Source organism: Arthrobacter sp. 05T442, from assembly GCF_056395945.1.
In genome coordinates this window covers 21,623-40,794 of record NZ_JBFTKM010000016.1, presented here as the reverse complement: position 1 = coordinate 40,794, position 19,172 = coordinate 21,623, and the positions used below count along the sequence as shown (strand labels likewise).

Sequence of the window (19,172 nt, the reverse complement as noted above, 5' to 3'; positions counted from 1 at the left end):
CCTTTCGCAGCTTCCATCAGTGAATCCCCGACCACCCTATCGCTTCAGGCGGCCACCGCCCGGCGGGCCGGGGCCGCCGCCCGGGCGGCCGTCCGGTGCCGCAGGATGACGAGGCCGAAAACCAGCAGCACGATGTCCCCGCCGATCATGATGCCCCAGCGCCAGGCGCTGTTCACGTCGCCGAGCTGCAGGCCGATGTCCGAGACCGCGTGGAGGATGACGAGCGGCCACATTGGAGTCCCCCGGAGCCGCAGGGCCGCGAGTCCGACGCCGAAACACGCGGCTCCCGCCACCTGGGCGGCGGTGACGGCCGGGTTGGCCCCGAAGGCGATGTTGCTCAGGTGCACCAGGCCGAAGAGCGCGGAAGACAGCAGGGCGGCGCGGACCGGCCTCCATGAGGCGACGGCGTTCAGGACCAGCCCGCGGAACCACAACTCCTCGTAGATGCCGGTGGCGAGATAGCCCACGATGATGACGGAGGTGGCGTCAACGCCGGGGTCCTTGGTGCCGCCAAGGAACGGGGCCAGGACGACGGCGGCAGGGACCGCGAGGAGCCGCCAGCGGACGTGCCCGGAGCTGAAGATGGTCCGGTTCGTTGCCGCGACCACGCCGGTTGCCGCGGCGGCCAGTGCCAGCACGGCGATGAACCGCTGCTGCAGGGGCTCCAGGCCAGGCGCCAGCCAGCCCAGGAGCACCGCGGCGAGGAGGGTGGCTGCAGCGGTGGCGGCCGTGAGGAGGGCGGCGGCGGTGAATGGCCGGCGGGCGGGGGCAGGGTTCATGACAGATCCTTTCGGGTGCGGGTATCAGGCGGGGCCGACGGGCAGGTGCGCGGTTCCGGGGGCAGGGGCCGCCGTGGCCGGAAGCGCCCGGCAGCGCAGGGCGGTGGTGGCGACACGCGCGGCCACCATCGCCAGCGCCATGATGATGAAGGCCGCGGTCCACGCCGCGCTGCCGGAAATGTGGTTGCTGATGGAGAAGTCCCGGACGGTGGCCGAAGCCCACCCGGTGGCGGATTCGGCGAAGGCGATCCTTCCGCCGATGACGAGGATCCACAGCGCGGCGTAGGAGGTGCCAGCCCGGCTGGCGACGGACCCGTCGGTGCGCCGCTGCACGCGCATGAAGGTCCCGGCGAGGATGCCGAGGCCGGTTCCGGCACCGGCCCCGATCACCGCGAGCGCTGTGTCATTTCCGCGGGCCGGGGCGTCGGTGAGCAGCAGGATGCCGGCGAGCGCCGCTAGCGCCAGCGGAAGCACCAGCCGTCGGCGTGTGACGGCGCGCGTTCCCAGGTTGGTGCCCAGGATGAAGATGAGGAGTCCGAGGTTCAAAAGCCATTGTGCGGTTGTCATGCTTCCACGCTACGGAGCCCGCCTTCCGGGCGATTCGGCCCTCCGGTGGATTCTGGCCGGGCCTGTCTCCACCCGTGGGTGGAGAAGCCTTCGGCGGTGCGGATCAGCCGGTGGTGAGCCCGTTCCGGAAGGCGTAGGCGACGAGCTGGGCCCGGTCCCGCAGCGACGTCTTGGCCAGCAGATGGTTGATGTGGGTCTTGACCGTGGAGTCCGAGACGAAAAGCCGCCCGGCGATCTCCGTGTTGGACAGTCCCTCCGCGACCAGTGCCAGCACGTCCAGCTCCCGGGGGGTCAGCCCGCCGGCAGCCGCCGGCCGCTGTGCCTCCGGCGCCACGAGCCCCGAATGGTCTCCCCGCGTCAGCGCCTCCAGCAGGCGCCGCTGCACGGTGGGGTCGAGCTGGGCGTCCCCGCCGGCAACCGTCAGCAGCGCCTGGCGGATCTCGTCCGCGTCGGCGTCCTTGGTCAGGAAGCCCTTGGCGCCGGCACGGAGCGCCGAGAACACCCACTCGTCATCCGCGTAGGTGGTCAGGACCACTACGCGGCTCTCCGGCGCCCGACGGGCCAGGATGGTCGTTGCCTCGACGCCGTCCAGGACGGGCATGTGGAGGTCCATCAGGACGACGTCGGGACGCAGCGCCTCCGTCTGCCGTACGGCGTCGGCACCGTCCACGACGGTCCCGACGACGGCGATTCCGTCGAGGAACCCCAGAATCATGGCCAGCCCGTCACGGACAACCTTCTGGTCGTCAACGATCAGCACCCGCACTTGCGCCTCACCCACCGGCCGCGTCCCTTCATCAATTTTTGATCCCAAGCCTCTCACGGCTGGTGTGCAATGATTCCTGCCATGACGACGTCCCGGCAATGGCTGATCCCCCTGGGCCTGGCCATGGTGGCCCTGGTGAGCCTTGGCGCCGCCCTCGGCCGGGTGGGGTTCGCCCCGGCCGGGCCCGGGCTCCTGAATGCGGCCGCGGCCGTTGCCTTTGCGGGGTCGGCCGTACCCTACCTGCTGGGGCACCGCCTGCCCGAGCCGGCCTACGTGTGCCTGATGGTGCTGATGGCCGCCGCGGTGGTGGCCATGCGCGCAGCCAATCCGGCCGCCGACGTGACCGCCTTGTTCGTCGTGGCGGCGTTCGCACCGCTGCGTCCGCCCCGGGCTGTCCTGCCGGCCGTGGCCCTGCTGGCCGCCTGCGCCCTCAACGTGCTGCAGCTCGGCTCGGGCCAGACGGCTGTCTCATTGATTCTTGCCACCGATGCCGGAGCCGGGTTCTTTTTCCTGGTCGGCGTGCTGCTCCGGCGGGAGAAGGAGCAGCGCGAACGCATCACAAAGCTGCTGCGGCAGGTGGAGGCCGGGCGGGCCGCCGAAACGGCCGCAGCCGCAACCGCCGAGCGCGCCAGGCTGGCCCGGGAGATGCACGATGTCCTTGCGCACACCCTCTCCGGGCTGTCCCTGCACCTGGAGGGCGCCCGGCTCCTGGCCCGCAGCACCGGCGCGGACGGCCGGCTCAGCGAGTCCATGGACCAGGCCAGTGCGCTGGCCCGGTCAGGGCTCGCGGAAGCCCGGCGGGCGGTGCGGGCCCTGCGCGAGGACGAGCTGCCAGGTCCCGAGCTGATTGACTCCCTGGTCGAACAGCATCGCCTGGCTTCAGCCGGACCGCTGGCGTTCCGGACCCGCGGCGAGGCGACCGCACTCCCACCGGACGCCGCGCTCGCCCTCTACCGCACCGCCCAGGAAGCACTGTCCAACGTGCGCAAACACGCCCCGGGCGCCGCCGTCGACGTTGACCTCCGCTGGGGGCCCTCGGACGTCCGGCTGACAGTTACCGACACCGGAGGCGTCAATGGTGCCGGCGGCACCGGGGCGCCGGCCGCCGACCACGTCGCCGGGTTCGGCCTCGCCGGGATGGCGGAACGGGCCAAGCTGGCCGGCGGGGAGCTCGAGGCGGTTCCGGAGGGGGCCGGATTCCGCGTCCGCCTCGTGATCCCCCTGACGGCTTTACCGACGACCGGCCGGACTGGGTAGACTCAGAGACAGGTTCCGCCACTATCCTCCGAAGAGGTGCTCTCCTGATCCGAGTCATTAGCTACAACCTCCGCAAACACAAGGCCAGTGGTGAGCTGGTCGATTTGGCCCGCGACTTCGAGGTTGATGCTTTGTGCCTCCAGGAATGCGACACCGAGGATCTGCCGGCGACCATCGGCGATCTGCATCTGGCTGACGCCACGCGGGGGAACCGGCTCGGCCTGGCGATTTATTACCGCAAGGACCGCTTCACCGCCTACGACACGAAAACGTTTGCTTTGAAGAAGTCCCTCCACGACCGGGTGCTGGCCCCGGCACACGAGCGGCTCATCGGCACCCGCGTGATCGACAACGAAACGGACCACGGCCTCGTGATCGCGTCTTTCCACGCGGCACCGCTGACCGCGTCGAACTCGTTGCGGCGCAACCAGATCCATGCCGCGCACGCCGAGCTCCTCAGCATGGGCGGCGGACTGATGACGCTCATGGTGGGCGACTTCAATTACCCGTTCTTCACCAAGTACCTCACAGAACAGATGAAGGATGCAGGCTACGAGCTCTCGCTCAGCGACCGGCGCACCTACACGCGCTACAAGGTCTTCAAGGGCCACTTTGACTTCGCCACGTCCCTGGGCCTCGAGATCGAGAGCGTCGAGACGCTCCCGCGTGGCGCGTCAGATCACCTTCCCATCCTGATCTCGGCGGAATACGGCCAGGACCCGGGAACCGCCGAGGGCTAGAGAGCCGGGCTTCCGCCCGCCGCGCGGGCTCACGATCACCGGCAGGCCGCCGCTGTGCTGGCGCCGGGTGTTCGCGCTTTCGGCGGTAGCTGGCTCCGGCGACTCCAGTCGAACATCTGCACCTAACCCCGGACTCGGGGCACCGACGGTATTGGGAAGAGGATGTCCGCCGCCTCTACCGGATCAGGGCCCTGCGGTCGCTGGGCCTGTCTCTGGAGCAGGTCCGCGAGGTCCTGGCGGCGTCGCCGGACGACGCCGGAGCCGTGCGGCGGCTGCTCACCGGCCAGTTGTCGGCACTGCATGACCAGGCGGAGCAGGCGCTGCGCCTCCAGCGGCAGATCCAGGCTCTGCTCGACAACATGGGCGGTGCAATGCCGGGCCGAGCTCGGCCCGGCCGCCGTCGACGATGCCCGGACCACGCCTGCCGGTCTTGTCGAAGAAGGCCTGGGCCCACATGTCGGCACATACGCCGGTGGATGACCCCGCGGTCCCGGACTTTGCGAGGCGGTGGGACGGGCTCGGTTCCCGGTTCCACAGCAGCGACGCGACCAAGGCTGCGGCGCGGAGCATGTGGCAGGAAAACAGCCCGGAGCTGAGCGCCAGGCTGCCATGGCCCGCGGACCGGCTCCAGGAACTGGTCACGTACCTCCAGCGGGTCCGGGACGCCGGCTAGTTCCTGGGGCGACAGTCGGTAATGCTTGAAAGGTGTCCCGTACTTCCTAGGCGCGGGGGTGGGCTGCCGAATCCTCGTGTTGCTTCACATACCGGTTCGGATCAATGTCCTGGCCATCGATGCCACCGGCATGCGCGGCCTCGAAGGCGCAGAACGCAAGCGCCAGGGTATGCCGGAGTTCCAAGCTTGCGTGGCGGCGAAAATCGGTCAGGCCTTCGCGCTCTTCCTCCCCCATGTGGTCACCGTTGACTTCATTGACCTTGGCCACCGCGCTCCACCACCCAGGCGATCCGGTTTCCTGGTGGCTGACTTCGGCGATGGCGTCACGGATTTCGTTGTGATCATGGATCGCGTCGGTGGTCTCATCCTCCGGGGAGTCCTTACCTCCGGCCCCCGTGCCGAGTGCAAGAAGCTCCGGATAGAAGAGCACTTCTTCGGCCTTGGCATGGACCTCCAGCAGGATACGCAGCCGCTCCCACACCGCGGCAAGGTCCGCGGCGGAAGCATCATTCATCTGCTCGAGTAGTGCAAACATGCGGCGCTGGTCGTGGTGGTCATTGAGGATGACTTCGGTGATGTCCATGGTTGTCCCTTCGGCGGGTTCGGGTATGTGGTTCCGGCGTTCCTCCCGGAGCGCCGCTGGAGCCGCGCGGTGGGCCGCAGTATTTCCGATGCTAGTGCACGCTGCCTTCCGCTTGCGCGATACTTGGTCAGTGTGCTTAGTATTGATGATCCTGCCGGGGCCCCTCGGCGGGGAAGGCTTATCCAGGAGGACCACATGGGTTTGGGCGACAAGATCCAGAACACCGGCGACAAGCTGACAGGTAAAGCCAAAGAAGGCGCCGGCGAAGCAACCGACGACCAGAGCCTCAAAGCAGAGGGCAAAGGCGACCAAAGCAAGGCCGACCTCAAGCAGGCAGGCGAGCACGTCAAGGATGCCTTCAAGTAACAGCTGAAGGTACCCTGGTCCTTTGAACGGCGCACCGGAAACGGTGCGCCGTTCCTTTTTGGGTGGCTGCCACCTCGTGGCGGCGGGCTGGGTCGCTGATACGTGGCCACGACAGGCGGCCCGGCCGGTGCCTCCAGCGCATGCCCGGGGTCTGTGGAAAACGACCTCCGGCTCCCCTTGGAAGCTGACAGCGCCACAGCCGACAGTTTGCCGTCGGATGAATCCGCCGGCTTTCCCGGAAACGTGCAGTGAACACTGTGTGAACGGACCCCTATATGGGCCTGGACCGTCACCGTTCCGTGATCTACTTTTGGGCGTGAACTAAACCCATCAGTAACTTCCTGTCCTTCGCCCCGCCGGCCCTCCGGGACACGCACCGCCGTCCTCTGCGCTTGCGTGGACTCAGGCAGTGCCCGGACACTGGGCGCCGCCTACGAGACCGGTCACGCGTAACTTTTCCCGCCCTGCGAACGATTACCCACGTGGCTGGCGGGTCAAGTCACCCCTGTTGGCACTGGAAGCCGGACCCGACGATGAAGGAATCCACGACGTGAACGTTTCGAGACGTAGTTTCTTGGGTGCGGCAGGTACGGCTGCCGCCACCGCCTTAGCCACCGGCAGCACGCTGCAGGCGGCGGCCGCCACCCCGGCACTCCCGGTCGCGGGTGCTTCCGGGATCGACCACATCATCGTCGTGATGATGGAGAACCGGTCCTTTGACCACTTCGTCGGCTGGATGCCCGGCGCCGACGGCCAGCAGGCCGGCCTGGGCTTCACGGACCGCTACGGAATTCCGCACACCACCCACCACTTGGCGGACTTCCAGGGCTGCGGCCACCCGGACCCCGACCACTCCTACGAGGGCGGCCGGATCCAGTACAACAACGGCAAGAACAACGGCTGGCTCCGGGCCGGCGAGAATGACGAGTTCGCCGTCGGTTACTACGACGCCGCCGACCTCGATTTCTGGCGCCAGGCCGGCCCGGACTGGACGGTCTGCGACCGGTACTTCGCCGCCACGATGGCCGAAACCTACCCGAACAGGTTTTACCAGCACGCGGCCGCCACCGACCGGCTGCACAACTCCACGGCGACGTCCACGCTCCCGACCATCTGGGACCGGCTGGCCGCCGCAGGGGTGTCCGGAAAGTACTACTACGGCGACATCCCTTTCACCGCGCTCTGGGGCACGAAGTACCAGGGCATCTCGCACCACTACTCCGAGTTCCTCTCCGACTGCAGCGCAGGCAGCCTGCCGGCGGTGTCCTTCGTGGATCCGCGCTTCACGGACGAGGGCTCGGGAACCTCCGGTGATGACCACCCGCACGCGGACATCCGCTCCGGCGAGACTTTCCTCGCTGAGGTCTCCAACGCCGTGACTACCGGCCGGAACTGGGCCAACACGATGCTGGTCATCAACTACGACGAGTGGGGCGGGTTCTACGACCACGTCGCCCCGGGAACAGCCCCGGACACGAGCGCTGCGACGGCCCTGCGCGGCTTCCGCGTGCCGTCCGTGGTCATCTCACCGCGCTCCCGACGCCGGTACGTCGCCCACGACGTCTATGACCACACCTCCGTGCTCAAGGCCATCGAATGGCGGTGGAACCTGCCGGCGCTGACACCCCGGGATAGCGCCGCCCGAAACATCGCCGAAGTCCTGGACTTCGGCACACCGGCAAACCTGACCGCTCCCACGTACCTGGTTCCGCCGTTCGTCGCCGGACCGGCCTGCACCCCTGCGGGACCGCCCCCGGAAGAGGAATGGTCCGGACTGAAACAGAAAGCACTCGCCGACGGATGGAAACTCCCGTGAACCCCAACACCACAACGGCCCCCGCGCCGCCGCAGCACCGCGCAGGGCGCCGCACATTGAGACGGCTGGCCTCCGCCGCGCTGGTCGTGCTCGCAGCCGCGGCGCTCAGCTACGGCCCCGAAGCCGCCACGGCCGGCACACCCGCCGCCGCTGCCCCGGCCGCCACCACAGCGGGCCAGGGCTACCTGCCCGGTGCGAAGCATGTCTTCGTCATCAACCTGGAAAACAAGGGCTACGACGAGACGTGGGGTCCGGCGTCGGCCGCCCCGTACCTGTCCCAGACGCTCAGGGGCCAGGGGGTGCTGCTGAACCAGTACTTCGGCACGGCCCACAACTCCCAGCCGAACTACGTAGCCCAGATCTCCGGCCAGGGGCCCAACCCCCAGATGCAGGCCGACTGCCAGAACTACTCACCGTTCGTCGGAAGCGGCACGGCCAGTCCCGGCCAGGCCGTCGGCGACGGCTGCGTCTTCCCCGCCGCTGTCCCCACGGTCGCCGGCCAGCTGACCGGAGCCGGCAGGACGTGGAAGGGCTACATGGAAGACATGGGAACCCCCTGCCGGCATCCCGCCCCCGGCGCGGTGGATGACACGCAGAAAGCAAAGGCCGGCGACCAGTACGCGGCCCGCCACAACCCCTTTGTCTACTTCGCCGGGATCACTGGCTCACCGGACTGCGCCCAGTACGACGTCGACCTCAGCGCCCTGAAAACGGACCTCGCGTCGACCGCCACGACCCCCAATCTTTCCATGATCACGCCCAACCTCTGCCACGACGGCCACGACTCTCCGTGCGTGGACGGGCAGCCGGGCGGCCTCAAAAGCGCCGACGAGTGGCTCAAGCAGTGGGTGCCGGCCATCACCTCGTCCCCGGCGTTCAAACAGGACGGCGTCCTGGTGATCACGTTCGACGAATCGGATGGACCCCAGTCTGATGCGACCGCCTGCTGCGGCGAAGGGCCCGGACCCAACTCGCCGCAGCCCGGCATCACCGGTCCCGGCGGGGGCCGGGTCGGAGCCCTCGTCCTTTCCCCCTTCACCAAGGGCGGCACCTGGTCCACCACCCCGTACAACCACTACAGCCTGCTGGCCAGTATCGAGGACACCTTCGGGCTGCCTTACCTGGGCTACGCCGGGACGCCCGGACTGAACCGGTTCGGACTCGACGTCTACAACGCCGGAGTCTAGGAAGAGTCGCTGACCACGCTTCCCGGCGGCACGGCGATGATGGCGGCTTTCGCGGCGCCAGGTTCCGGTCGGACCGCCAGAAAAAAGCACCTGTCTGGACGGGCCGGAGGCACTCTTCCCGTTGAAGGGGCACACGCCTGCGTTCCACCGCTGACCAGGTCACGAGCCACGTGTTCACTGCTGTTTTTGCGCGCCGGATCGGGCAAGGGCTTTGGTCTCGCGCCTGAGGACCTTGCGGACCAGGTGGAGCCGTTCTCCCAGGGAGAGGTCAGGCAGGTAGGCCCGGGTGAGCGCATTCGCAATGCCGGGAAGGGCCGCCGAATCCGGATACGCCATATACAGCGGGGCGTACTGGGGGCGGAACTTCCCTTTGAATGCCAGAAGCGAGCGGAACCCATAGACGGGCTCCAAGGCGGATCCGAGCCGGTCAAGCAGGCGTTCAAGAAGGCCTACCTCTTCCGGGCCGGCATCAACTAGCTGGAGTTGGCTGGCCCCCGGGGCGTGGGCCAGGGGTGCGCCGGAGAGGCTGATGAAATCGAACCCCTCGTCTTTGAGGCTGATTGCCGCTGAAGCTATGAGGAACTCGATCCCGGCGCGGAATCCCGAGCTCCGGCTGCGCATGAAGTCCAGGGTCCAGCCCATGATGCGTCCGTCGCGATAGACCGGTAGCCATGACGTGACGGCGTGGACGTGGTGCTGGACGTCGACGGCGAGCAGGCAGCGGACTTCAGGGTCGTTGAGCTCTTCGAGTCCTCCAAGGGTGAAACCCATCTCGGGCATCTTCCTGTCGGACACCCATTCCTCGGAGATGGCCTGGACTTGCGCCTGGACGGCGAGCGTGGCCGTGGGGTACCGGACCCATTCTGCGGTGATACCGGCCCTCGCGGCATTATTCATGGCGGTACGGATGTCCTGGAATTGTTTGCCCCTGAACGATAGGGATTCCAAAGGCAGAATGGTCTCCTGGGCGACCTGCACGGAGTCCCAGCCGAGGGCGGCTGCCGCTTCCCGGACATCAGCGGGCACGGAGTACAAGCACGGAGTCCATCCATTGGACCTGCAGTACCGCGCGAATTCCTCCACCGTTTCTCGCGTCCCGGTCGTTCGCCCGACCGGCGCGCCGAGAGTCAGGGCGATTCCGGCGATGACGCGGTAGGCGACAAAGCTGTCACCGGTGCTGGAAAACCAGTACACGTTTCCGGGCCACGTCGTCATCCACGAGATGGAACTGCCCTCCCCTGCGGTGAGGATCTCCCAGGCCCTGTCTTTGTCTGCGCCGTGCCGCGGGTGGGCCGGACGCAGGAACGTCTTGAGGCCCAACACGCCGGTAACGGCCCAGAAGACGATCCCAACGCCTTCGTAGAGCAGAACCGTCGGTGTTGTCTCGGGAAAAAACGCGGGCGGCATGTCAACTGTGAACCCCAGGGGGAGGAGCCTGTCCGGAACGTCTGCCACGAGGTCTGCGAGTGTCGGGTCGGGACTGAACCCTGGAGCCAAGGCCAAGCCGCCCACCACATAGACCAGGCCGAGGCCGCCTGCCAGGCCCAGGACGCGGGTCGCAAGCCGTCTGTACGTCCCTCGGGGTGCAGCCACCGGGAACATCGTCTGGCACGCCAGCAGTACCACGAAAAGCACCACCGGCAGGAGAAGCGGGACCACCAGTGTCAGCGGATGGGTCCGGCCGCCGACCTGGCTCGCGTCGACCAACTCCCCCGCGACCGTGTTGGGGCCGGCCGCCTGCAGGACCCCCACCATCGTCACGAGCGCCAGCACCGACAAGCCTGCCTGGAGGACCATCGCACCCAGCCAGGCTGCCCGCCGCCCGCGGCGCAGGCCCTCAGCCAACAGCAACAGAAGAAACGACGGCACAATCGCCATGAAGATGGCACCGGCCCCGGCCCTCAGCTGCAGGTGCATGGCCTCGCACTCCCGGTGCTGGGCCGGGATTGCACATGCGCTCTGCAGGGTCTGCGGATCGACGGGCTGGATATCGGTGAAAAGCAAACGCAGGACAGAGAGGGGACCTACAGCGTGCTGGGTCAGGCCCGCAACCACCGGTCCAACGGCGGATACGGCCACCAGCAGGGCTATCAGCACACGCCCTTCGTGCCTGGAGCTGACCGGTCGCAGGAGCCGGGGCGCCCGGCCAAGGAGTACGGGGCCCAGAAGGGCTCCGGCGCTGCCGGCCCCGAGACGGACAAGGTCCGTGAAGCCTCCGCTGTAAAGTGCCAACAGGATGAGCAACCCGAAAATGCCGAGACGGATGCGGCGCCGCCAGAGGGGTCCCATGGAAGCCGTGGCAGCCATGACCGCTCCGTAGACCAGGGCGCTCGGTCCAAGGAAGTAGGTTCCGTTCATTTCCAGCGCCCAGGTCCCCATCAGGCCCCGGGTTGCCTCCAAAAACCCGGTGGCGGCCAGGACGCCAACGATCTGCGCCGTCACCGCCGAGGCCGCCAGTTTCAGGCTTCCGATCTGCCGTTCCAGGGGGATGCCGGCCAGCAGCACGAGACCCGTTCCCAGGACGTAGCCGGCCAGGTCCCGGGACCAGAGAGCGGATGCGAGCACCGTCCACCAGTGGGCCGGCAACGAGTGGGCCGTCGCTGCGACATCCTCCCGCCACCCCGGTCCGGGACCCGAGACGATGCTGGACGACGCGATGCCCACGCCCCAGACGACAGCGACATACCCCAAGGTGACGGGAGCGCCCCGGAGGGCCGACAGAAACCCCCGCGGCGACCCGCGGTGTTGCGTCGGCTGGGCCCCTTGGACGGGTGTCGACACTGGCGCGGGCACTGGCACTCCTTTCAGGGTGTCGGGACACTCGAGCCTGCCCCGTCCTGTAAATACCATTTGACCACCTCGGTCAGCGCGGCAACAGGGCCCGCCGGACAGACGCTCACGGATACCGCGGCCACGCCCGTAACAGTGACTGTCACCCATCAAACTCCCAGCGTTTCCCAGTGGACGAGGTGCTATAACAGCCTGAGACGCGCTCCCCAACCGACGCCGGCCAGATAGCGCCCGAGCGCGCTGGCAGGTACGAGCACGCGCTTGATGGACGGGACCTATGGAGCAGCTTCTCAGCCTCAACGTCATGGACAATCCGCTGCTTTACGCCTTCTACAGTCTTTCGGCGCTCGCTGGCATCTATCTGCTGGTCCGGTCCGTGTTCGTCCCCCGCTGGATGCTCCGCTCGATGCCCGGCCACAGGCCGGCCGCCGCTGCGGGCCGCGGGCCAAGCCACCGCGTGGCCGGGAAACAGCTGGGGCGCCGCGGGCCAAGCCACCGGGTGGCCAGGAAACAACTGGGGCGCCGGGGGTGGCTGCTCGTGGCGTCTGCGGGGCTCGCCGGCGGGACCGCGGCAGGAGCCGTCACGCTCTTTGTCTGCGAAGTCGTACTGAACGTCTTTGGCATACCCCTGGACCCGGACACCCGTGCCTGGGTCATCTTCGCCTTCGCCGGGATCGGGCTTGCGGCCGTGAACTTGTGGCGCTCCCGCTGGTGGCGGAAAGCGGCCGCCGTCGTCGCCGTCGTGATTTTCGTTTCGACGGCGGCCCTGGGCATCAACGCCGGGTACGGGCTGAACCCGACGCTCGGTGCCATGCTGGGCTTGAACCAGACCCAGCACCTGGCCCTCCCCCGGCTCAATCCGAAAGCCCCGCAAAACAGTGCTCTTCCGTTGTGGCGGAGCTGGAAAGCCCCGGCGGGTATGCCGGCCACGGGTGTCAGCGGTGCCGTTTCGATTCCGGCCTCCGTCTCAGGCTTCCACGCCCGGGACGCCTACCTTTACCTGCCACCTGCCGCCTTGGTGGCGGATCCGCCACCGCTGCCGATTGTCATTATGATGATGGGCCAGCCGGGTGGTCCCGAACAGAACAAATCCGCCGTCCAGGAGCTTAACGCCCTCGCCCAGCGCAATCACGGACTGGCTCCGCTCTTCCTCACGATCGACCAGCTGGGCAATCCCTACCAGAATCCGGTCTGCGTGGATTCCGCGAAAGGCAAGGTGTACACCTACGCCACCACCGACGTCGTCAATTTCATTCGCAAGAACCTCAACGTGGCAGCGGACCGTGTCCAATGGGCGGTGGCGGGCTATTCCAACGGCGGAGAATGCGCGCTCTCGTTCGGGGCCAAGCGGCCGGAGCTCTTCGGCTCACTGCTGGACATCTCCGGCGAGCTCGAACCCATCGACGGCTCCCCGGAGAACACCGTAAAGACCATATTCGGCGGCAGCCAGGCCGCGTTTACTGCAGAGAAACCGGCCACCATCCTCAAAGCCCGCACGTACACCGACTCACTCGCCATCTTCACCAGCGGCGCCCTTGACCCGACCTACGGGCCGCAAGCCGCCGCGGCCGAGGCGGCTGCGAAGGCAGCCGGCATGACGACCCGCCGGTTCGTCGGGGAAGGAATCGGCCACCGCGGGGACTCTGTCGACTACGGCCTCAAGGAGGGGCTGCCGCTGCTCTACCAGAGGTTCGGGCTGGCCCCGCCCTGACGGCGGAAGTCTGGGGCGGGATGCTGACGCGGGGGATCAGGACCTGGCGTTGAAGACGTCCGACCCGAAACTCTTCAGGCCCGGCGCCCCGGCGTATCCGAGGCGGGGCAGGGAGAAGATGTCCTCGATGCTGGCGAGCAGGCTGAAGTGGTTATAGGGCTTGTCCGACATCGAGCCGCCCTTGGTGAAGGGCGAGAGCACCAAGGCCCCGATCTTTCCCCCTGCCGTGCCTCCGGGTATCCCCGACGGGCCCACGGTCTTTCCCTCCGATTCGTCGAACGTGATGACGAGCATGCCGTCTTGTCTGTACGCCGGGGAGTCCAGGATGGCGGGGACCTGCTGGCTGAGCCAACTGTCGGAGGCGGCCAGTCCGCCCTGGCTGCCGTCCACGCACGGGCTGTCGTGCCCGTCATTGCACAAATTGGGGCTGATGTAGGAGAAGTTGGGCGTCGTGTCGATGGACTTCAGGTCGCTGGCCAGGTTCCCGAAGTCGACAACGTTGCTCTGGCAGTCCGGGGACGAGGTGATGGACTCAAAATAGACGAACGGGTTGTGGCGGGTGGCGTACTGATCGCCCACATTGGCGCCCTGATGGTCGTCCTTGGCGCCAAGTTCGGGATGCTGGCAGGGAGTCTGCATGTCCTCCATGTAGCCCTTCCAGGTCTTCCCGGCCGCGCTGAGCTGGCCTGCAAGGGTGGGGACCGAGGCCGGATACACGCAGCCGGTCCCCTGCACCTGGCCGAGCGAGGCAGTCCCGGTCTGCTTGAACGGCGCATACGTCGGGCAGTCGTTCCGCGTCATCTCGTTCGATGCCTGGCCGGAAATCTGGGCCAGGTAATTCGGGTTCGAATTGTGGGCAATGCCGTAGTACTCGGACAGCAGGACCCCTTGACCGCGCAGGGTCTTGGACAGGTACTGCGCTTCCGAGCCCGCACCCCAGACCTTGTCGTAGCCCTTGTTCTCGAGGTTGATCACGAAAACATGGCCCGGTTTCCCTGCCGCCTGGCCCGTTCCCGGGGGCTGGGTCCCGCCGGAGGCGCCCGCACTCGACGACGGCCCGCCGGAGGCGCCCGCACTCGACGACGGTCCGCCATTCGGCGGAGCAGGTGTGCAGGCCGCAGCCGATATTGAGAGTGCCGCGGCAAAAATCAGCCACGTGGCCCGCCGCGTGGCATTGCGTCCACGAGTTTTCGCGACATTCCGGCTCATCGATTCCGGCTTTCTCTTTGACCGAACGAATGGACTCTGCGGCCCCAGTAGCAGAAGCCTTTCACAAACGGATCAAGGAAGACCCCGAAGTCCCTGCGTAATCCCTGTGAAGCGGCCGTCGCACCACAATCCTCACAGTCACCTCAGGAACGACGGGTGCCCCTCAGGGCCGACGCGTCGGCCGTCCGCTCAGGCCTTGCGTTGGGCGACGGCCCCGGCGAGCGACGCCAGGCCCTTCTCGAAGTCCGCGCCGACCATCTTGTCCATGTTCATGAACAGGGCGAAGACCTTGCCGATGCCCTTGTTCTCGCCGGTCATGGTCCAGGTCACCTGTGTTCCGCTGCCGGAAGGCGCAAACGTGAAGAAGGTGGGATTGACCGTCTTGAAGGGCTTCGTGAATTCCAGGCGGATCCTGACGGTGCTCGGCTCAGTGGATTCGACGATCTCCATGGTGCCGGAGCCAGCTTTGCGGTTGCCGCTCCAGGCGTACTTGGCGCCGATCCCGGTGTCACTGCCGGAGTAGCTGCGGTCCATCGTGGGGTCCACAGACTCCCACGGGGACCACTTGGTCCACTCGTGGAAGTTGTTGACCAGTGGGAAGATGTCTTTGGCCGGGGCCGGGATGACTGCGGTGCGGGTGACTTCGTAAGTAGACATGGGGCAATCCTAGGGTGTGGCCGGTCCGGCTGAATACGGGACCGGCCACAGCAGCACCTCCAGCCTCCTCCCTCACATCGGTGGCGAGATTACATCTCGCCGAGCTCGAAGATCTCCAGGGTGAATTTTCCGTTGCCGTCGGACAGGAACGGGTGGCCATCGGTCAGGGCTATAGCCGCAGGGAGATTTTCGGCTTCCACGATGGAGTAGCCGTTCAGGTCCGAGGCTTCGGTTGCCGCTCCGTCGTCCACCACCGCGGTGCGGGACGGTGCGAACGGTGCACCGACGTCGAGCAGGGCAGTGCCGATTTTCTCCATCCAGGCGCCCCATGCGGCCATCTGCGCCGCCGATTGCTCCTCGGTGAACTGGTCCATCGGAGTGGCCGGACCTTTGTAGAGATACATGAACTTGCTCATGGCATGTCCTTTCATCAGGGTGTTCGCTGTTCGTACGGCCGTGAGTGGATGCCACGGCCGCCCCTGCCTGCGCGAATCACACCGGGCAGGGATTCCTTTCGGCGGGCCGCCGGCGTTCAGTCCGCCTCGAGTATCTGTTTCAGCTTCGCGAGGTCTTTCCGCATGGCGCGTTTCATCATCGGGGCCATCAGCAGGCCGACGACGACGGAGAATCCCGCCGGTTTGCCGGTGTTGCGCAGAGCCATGCGGGTTGACGAGCCGTCCGTGTCAGCCCATGTGTACGTGGTCTGCATCGGGAAAGGGCCCTGCGCTGTCCGCATCACCAGCTTCGCGCCCGGATCCAGCTCGGTGAACTCGTAGACGTAGTCCAGGTCACGGCCCAGGAAGTGCGCACGGAAAGCCAGCCGGGAGCCGACAGCCAGGGGTGGCGTCGATTCCCAGCGGACCGCCCTGATGTTGGTGTACCACTTGGGGGCGTTGTCCGGGTTCGCGGCATAGCCCGCTACGACCCCGCGCGGCCGGCCAATGACAATCTCGGTCGTTACGTCAACCATCCCGGTTTCCTTCCTGCCGCGATCCCGTCGGCATCAGATGCCGGCGACCTCGCGGCCGGTGAACGCGATGAGCCGCTCCATGCTGGCCGCCGACTCATCAACAAGGGTCTCGTCGGCGAAGCTGGTGCCGCGCATCTGCGGGCTGATGGTGTTCCGGGCAAGGCCCAGCACGTAGTCGGAGAGCACGGCCGAGACCGTAAGTTCCTGGCCCGTGGCTTTCGCGAAGTCCCACGCATGGACCAGCAGTTCCAAGTTCAGAATGTTCGCGACCAAAGTGGCCGGAAGTTCGGCGAAACCCATGTCGAGGCTTCCTGCCAGGCCGCGGGCACGGAATGCTTCCAGCGTGACCTGGGAGGCGTCGGCAATCCGGACCTCCGGCGACACCGTCGGCTGGTCACGGACCACGACGCCGAGCGCCTTGCCGATCGAAGCAATTGATCCAAAGAGATGATCCAGAAGACCGGCAACCGTGAAGTCCTCGCAGGGAGTGCCGGCGTTCAGGTCCCTTTCCTGCAGTCCCCGCAGAACCCGCTGCGCCACGGCGAGGGCCGCTTCAGCGCTGGCGAGCTCGTCGATGGGGTCCGGGGCAGCCGACCACTCGTCGGGTCCGGCGTCGCCGCTCGCGGCCAGCAGGACGAGCCGTTCCAGGAAGTGGTTCCATCCCTCGGCATGGCTGGCTTCCTGTTCCGCGGTCAGCCCTTCGTGGATCAGCTGGACCGTCGTCCCGCCATCGACCGCTTCCAGCTGCACCGTCACGGTGGACGCCCCCGGAGGCAGTTCGCCGTCACCTTCCCAGCCCCACGTGTAGACAACGCGTTTTCCGGGCTCGATTTCCGTAAAGGTGCCCATGGCCACGTGGCCGGGGGTGATGGTCCACCGGTAGTCCCCACCCACGCGCAGGTCCACCCTCGCAGCGACCGTCTTCCATCGGCGGAGCCTCTCCGGCTCAGTGATGAGCGCGAACGCGGCATCTGGATCAACCGGCAGGAAGACAGTTTTGTTGAATGACATCAGATTTTCCCTTGCGATGTTTGTAGGCGGTGCCGGCCGGCGTCGGCCACCAGCTGGTCCAGTTCGTTTGTCCAGAAAGAGTCAAATTGTTCGCGCAGCCGGCGCATCCCGGCAGCGTCCAGACGGTAATACCTGTTTCTGCCGTCCTTCCTCGCTGAAACGAGGCCGACGTCGGATAGCAGCAGCAGATGCTGCGAGATGGCCGAGCGGCTGACCGGAAAATGCTCCGACAACTCGGTCACGGTCTTCTCCCCCGCGGCCAGGAGGCGAAGCAGTGCACGCCTGTTTGGCTCCGTGGCAACTTCCAGAAGATCGGGCACAGTCAATACGTTAGTCGCCACTAACGCATCTCGCAAGATGCCGGCGCTGCATTCGGTCTACGCTGGCACCGTGCGAGGGAAGTGGATCCGGGAAGCGTCACCGGGCATCCGGATGGTCTTGGACTATCAGCGCCCGTGGCTGAAGTCTGATCTGGCAGCCGGTGCGGCCCTCAGTGCCGCCCTCATTCCGGCCGGCATGGCCTACGCGGAAGCTGCGGGCCTGCCCGCCGTCACGGGACTGTATGCCTCGGTCGTTCCCCTTCTCGCCTACGCCGTCTTCGGGCCGTCCCGCGTCCTGGTCGTGGGACCGGACTCGACCCTGGCGCCCATGATTGCTGCCTCCGTGCTGCCCCTGGCGGGGAAGGACAGCGGACATGCCGTGGCACTTGCCGGCGCCTTGTCCTTGCTGATCGGGGTCATTCTGCTGGCCGGCCGGGTTTTCCGGCTGGGGTTTGTGACCGGCCTGCTGTCCAAACCCATCCGCGTCGGCTACCTCAACGGCATCGCCCTGGCGGTCATCCTCAGCCAGATACCCAAATTCCTTGGAGTCCCTTCCCGCGGGGGTTCACTGGTCGACAACGCCGCCGGCACGGTCCGCGCCCTGCTGCAGGGCACCGTCAATCCGCTGGCGTTGTTGTTCGGGGCCGGGACGGCGGCCATCATCGTTGCCGTCCGTTTCCTGCCGGGGAAGCTGCCGGGCGTGCTGATCGCAGTGGTGGCCTCTGCAGTGCTTGCCGCGGCACTGGGCCTGGAGACGGCGCTTCCCACCGTGGGCGCCCTCCCGCGCGGACTGCCTGGTCCGGCGCTCGCCGGAGTCACCGTTGATGAGGTCTTCGCACTCCTCGGCCCGGCGGCCGGCATCGCGTTGATTGCCTTCGCCGACACGTCGGTGCTGTCCAGGAGCCTCGCCGCCCGGCACGGCACCCGGGCGGACGGAAACCAGGAAATGGGGGCCCTCGGAGTGGCCAATGCCGCCTGCGGACTGTTCGGCGGGTTTCCTGTCTCGGGCAGCACCTCCCGTACCCCGATCGCGCTCGCGGCCGGCGCGCGCAGCCCCCTCAGCGGCGTGGTTGCAGCCGCCCTCGTCGTACTCTTCATGCTCGCCGCCCCCGGCGTGACGTCGTATCTGCCCTCCAGCACCCTGGCCGCCGTCGTCATCGTTGCGGCGGCCTCGATCGTGGATGTGCAGACGCTGCGGCGGCTGCTCAGGATGAGCCGGACGGAGGCGGCACTGCTGGTTGCCACGTTTCTCGGCGTCGCATTCGTCGGCGTCCTCGAAGGCATCGTGGTGGCGATCGGCCTGTCCCTGATCGCCTTTGTCCGGCGGGCCTGGGATCCGTACCGCACCGAACTCGCCAGCGTCGGGGACGTGCCCGGCTACCACGATCTGAACAGGCACCCCGAAGGCCAGCGCATTCCCGGCCTGGTGATCGCGCGCTTCGATGCCCCGCTCTTTTTTGCGAACGGAGCCGTTTTTGCCGAGCACATCAGGACCCTCGTGGCGAACGCCCCCGGACCGGTCCGGTGGGTGATCGTTGCCTCCGAGGCCATCACTGACCTCGATACCTCCGCGTTGGATGACCTTGTGGAGCTCGACGACGAACTCGCCAGGCTGGGCATCAGCCTTGTCTTCGCCGAGATGAAGGGCCCCATCAAGGACCGCCTGCTCCGCTTCGGCGTCAGCGGCAGGTTCGGGCCCGATCATTTCTTCCCCACGGTTACCAACGCGGTCCGGAGCTACAAGAAGGAATTCGGGCTCCCGTAGCCCGC

Annotated in this window: 19 protein-coding genes and 1 pseudogene; 9 read left to right on the top strand and 11 right to left on the bottom strand. The window is 67.0% G+C overall.

The features are described 5' to 3' along the window. Positions 1-44: 44 nt before the first annotated feature. The 3 genes from AC1DES_RS14775 to AC1DES_RS14765 all read right to left on the bottom strand — a co-directional run bounded on the left by AC1DES_RS14775 (position 45) and on the right by AC1DES_RS14765 (position 2,127). Positions 45-779: a CPBP family intramembrane glutamic endopeptidase gene (locus tag AC1DES_RS14775; protein ID WP_476896460.1), complete on the bottom strand. Its 735-nt coding sequence runs from the start codon at positions 777-779 to the stop codon at positions 45-47. A 24-nt stretch (positions 780-803) separates the two neighbouring features. Next, complete coding sequence (locus AC1DES_RS14770; RefSeq protein WP_476896459.1) at positions 804-1,346, bottom strand: CcdC protein domain-containing protein; 543 nt, start codon at positions 1,344-1,346, stop codon at positions 804-806. Between the two features lie 103 nt (positions 1,347-1,449). Continuing rightward, positions 1,450-2,127 carry a response regulator gene (locus tag AC1DES_RS14765; protein ID WP_476896458.1) on the bottom strand — a complete coding sequence of 226 codons (678 nt, stop codon included), beginning with the start codon at positions 2,125-2,127 and terminating at the stop codon, positions 1,450-1,452. Between the two features lie 66 nt (positions 2,128-2,193). On the opposite strand from AC1DES_RS14765, the gene AC1DES_RS14760 reads away from it, so the two are divergent. The 4 genes and pseudogenes from AC1DES_RS14760 (at position 2,194) to AC1DES_RS14745 (ending at position 4,782) form a co-directional block, all read left to right on the top strand. Next, on the top strand, positions 2,194-3,369 hold the full coding sequence (locus tag AC1DES_RS14760; RefSeq protein ID WP_476896457.1) for a sensor histidine kinase: 1,176 nt from the start codon (positions 2,194-2,196) through the stop codon (positions 3,367-3,369). A 47-nt stretch (positions 3,370-3,416) separates the two neighbouring features. Then, positions 3,417-4,109: an endonuclease/exonuclease/phosphatase family protein gene (locus AC1DES_RS14755; protein WP_476896502.1), complete on the top strand. Its 693-nt coding sequence runs from the start codon at positions 3,417-3,419 to the stop codon at positions 4,107-4,109. An 89-nt stretch (positions 4,110-4,198) separates the two neighbouring features. Next, positions 4,199-4,447: pseudogene (locus AC1DES_RS14750) on the top strand (helix-turn-helix domain-containing protein); the annotation flags it as partial. A 116-nt stretch (positions 4,448-4,563) separates the two neighbouring features. Continuing rightward, entirely contained in the window at positions 4,564-4,782 is a 219-nt protein-coding gene (locus AC1DES_RS14745) for a hypothetical protein (protein WP_476896456.1), read from the top strand. A 46-nt stretch (positions 4,783-4,828) separates the two neighbouring features. Here the strand turns inward: AC1DES_RS14745 and AC1DES_RS14740 are convergent, their stop codons facing one another. Then, entirely contained in the window at positions 4,829-5,365 is a 537-nt protein-coding gene (locus AC1DES_RS14740; RefSeq protein WP_476896455.1) for a hemerythrin domain-containing protein, read from the bottom strand. Between the two features lie 195 nt (positions 5,366-5,560). Here AC1DES_RS14740 and AC1DES_RS14735 point away from each other — a divergent pair, with 195 nt between their 5' ends. The 3 genes from AC1DES_RS14735 (at position 5,561) to AC1DES_RS14725 (ending at position 8,734) form a co-directional block, all read left to right on the top strand. Beyond that, positions 5,561-5,731, top strand: a complete 171-nt coding sequence (locus AC1DES_RS14735) for a CsbD family protein (protein WP_476896454.1) — start codon at positions 5,561-5,563, stop codon at positions 5,729-5,731. 550 nt (positions 5,732-6,281) lie between these two features. Next, positions 6,282-7,547, top strand: coding sequence for an alkaline phosphatase family protein (locus AC1DES_RS14730; RefSeq protein ID WP_476896453.1), 1,266 nt, complete (start codon positions 6,282-6,284; stop codon positions 7,545-7,547). Further along, positions 7,544-8,734: an alkaline phosphatase family protein gene (locus AC1DES_RS14725; RefSeq protein ID WP_476896452.1), complete on the top strand. Its 1,191-nt coding sequence runs from the start codon at positions 7,544-7,546 to the stop codon at positions 8,732-8,734. Before AC1DES_RS14730 ends, AC1DES_RS14725 begins: the two co-directional genes overlap by 4 nt. A gap of 174 nt (positions 8,735-8,908) precedes the next feature. Here the strand turns inward: AC1DES_RS14725 and AC1DES_RS14720 are convergent, their stop codons facing one another. Further along, entirely contained in the window at positions 8,909-11,425 is a 2,517-nt protein-coding gene (locus tag AC1DES_RS14720) for a bifunctional lysylphosphatidylglycerol flippase/synthetase MprF (RefSeq protein WP_476896451.1), read from the bottom strand. Positions 11,426-11,801: 376 nt separating this feature from the next. Between AC1DES_RS14720 and AC1DES_RS14715 the strand changes: the two genes are divergently transcribed. Continuing rightward, the gene (locus AC1DES_RS14715) at positions 11,802-13,235 is read left to right on the top strand and encodes an alpha/beta hydrolase (RefSeq protein ID WP_476896450.1); all 1,434 of its coding nucleotides are present in this window, start codon (positions 11,802-11,804) and stop codon (positions 13,233-13,235) included. Between the two features lie 36 nt (positions 13,236-13,271). On the opposite strand, the gene AC1DES_RS14710 is transcribed toward AC1DES_RS14715, so the two are convergent. The 6 genes from AC1DES_RS14710 to AC1DES_RS14685 form a co-directional block, all read right to left on the bottom strand. Then, complete coding sequence (locus AC1DES_RS14710) at positions 13,272-14,210, bottom strand: alkaline phosphatase family protein (protein ID WP_476896449.1); 939 nt, start codon at positions 14,208-14,210, stop codon at positions 13,272-13,274. Between the two features lie 423 nt (positions 14,211-14,633). Then, entirely contained in the window at positions 14,634-15,101 is a 468-nt protein-coding gene (locus AC1DES_RS14705) for an SRPBCC family protein (RefSeq protein ID WP_476896448.1), read from the bottom strand. Positions 15,102-15,190: 89 nt separating this feature from the next. Then, the gene (locus AC1DES_RS14700) at positions 15,191-15,517 is read right to left on the bottom strand and encodes a YciI family protein (RefSeq protein WP_476896447.1); all 327 of its coding nucleotides are present in this window, start codon (positions 15,515-15,517) and stop codon (positions 15,191-15,193) included. 116 nt (positions 15,518-15,633) lie between these two features. Beyond that, positions 15,634-16,071: an SRPBCC family protein gene (locus tag AC1DES_RS14695; RefSeq protein WP_476896446.1), complete on the bottom strand. Its 438-nt coding sequence runs from the start codon at positions 16,069-16,071 to the stop codon at positions 15,634-15,636. A 33-nt stretch (positions 16,072-16,104) separates the two neighbouring features. After that, the gene (locus AC1DES_RS14690; protein ID WP_476896445.1) at positions 16,105-17,082 is read right to left on the bottom strand and encodes a TIGR03086 family metal-binding protein; all 978 of its coding nucleotides are present in this window, start codon (positions 17,080-17,082) and stop codon (positions 16,105-16,107) included. Further along, the gene (locus tag AC1DES_RS14685; protein WP_476896444.1) at positions 17,082-17,402 is read right to left on the bottom strand and encodes an ArsR/SmtB family transcription factor; all 321 of its coding nucleotides are present in this window, start codon (positions 17,400-17,402) and stop codon (positions 17,082-17,084) included. The genes AC1DES_RS14690 and AC1DES_RS14685 overlap by 1 nt, the downstream gene beginning before the upstream one ends. Before the next feature lie 70 nt (positions 17,403-17,472). Here AC1DES_RS14685 and AC1DES_RS14680 point away from each other — a divergent pair, with 70 nt between their 5' ends. Further along, positions 17,473-19,167, top strand: a complete 1,695-nt coding sequence (locus AC1DES_RS14680; RefSeq protein ID WP_476896443.1) for a SulP family inorganic anion transporter — start codon at positions 17,473-17,475, stop codon at positions 19,165-19,167. Positions 19,168-19,172: the final 5 nt, after the last annotated feature.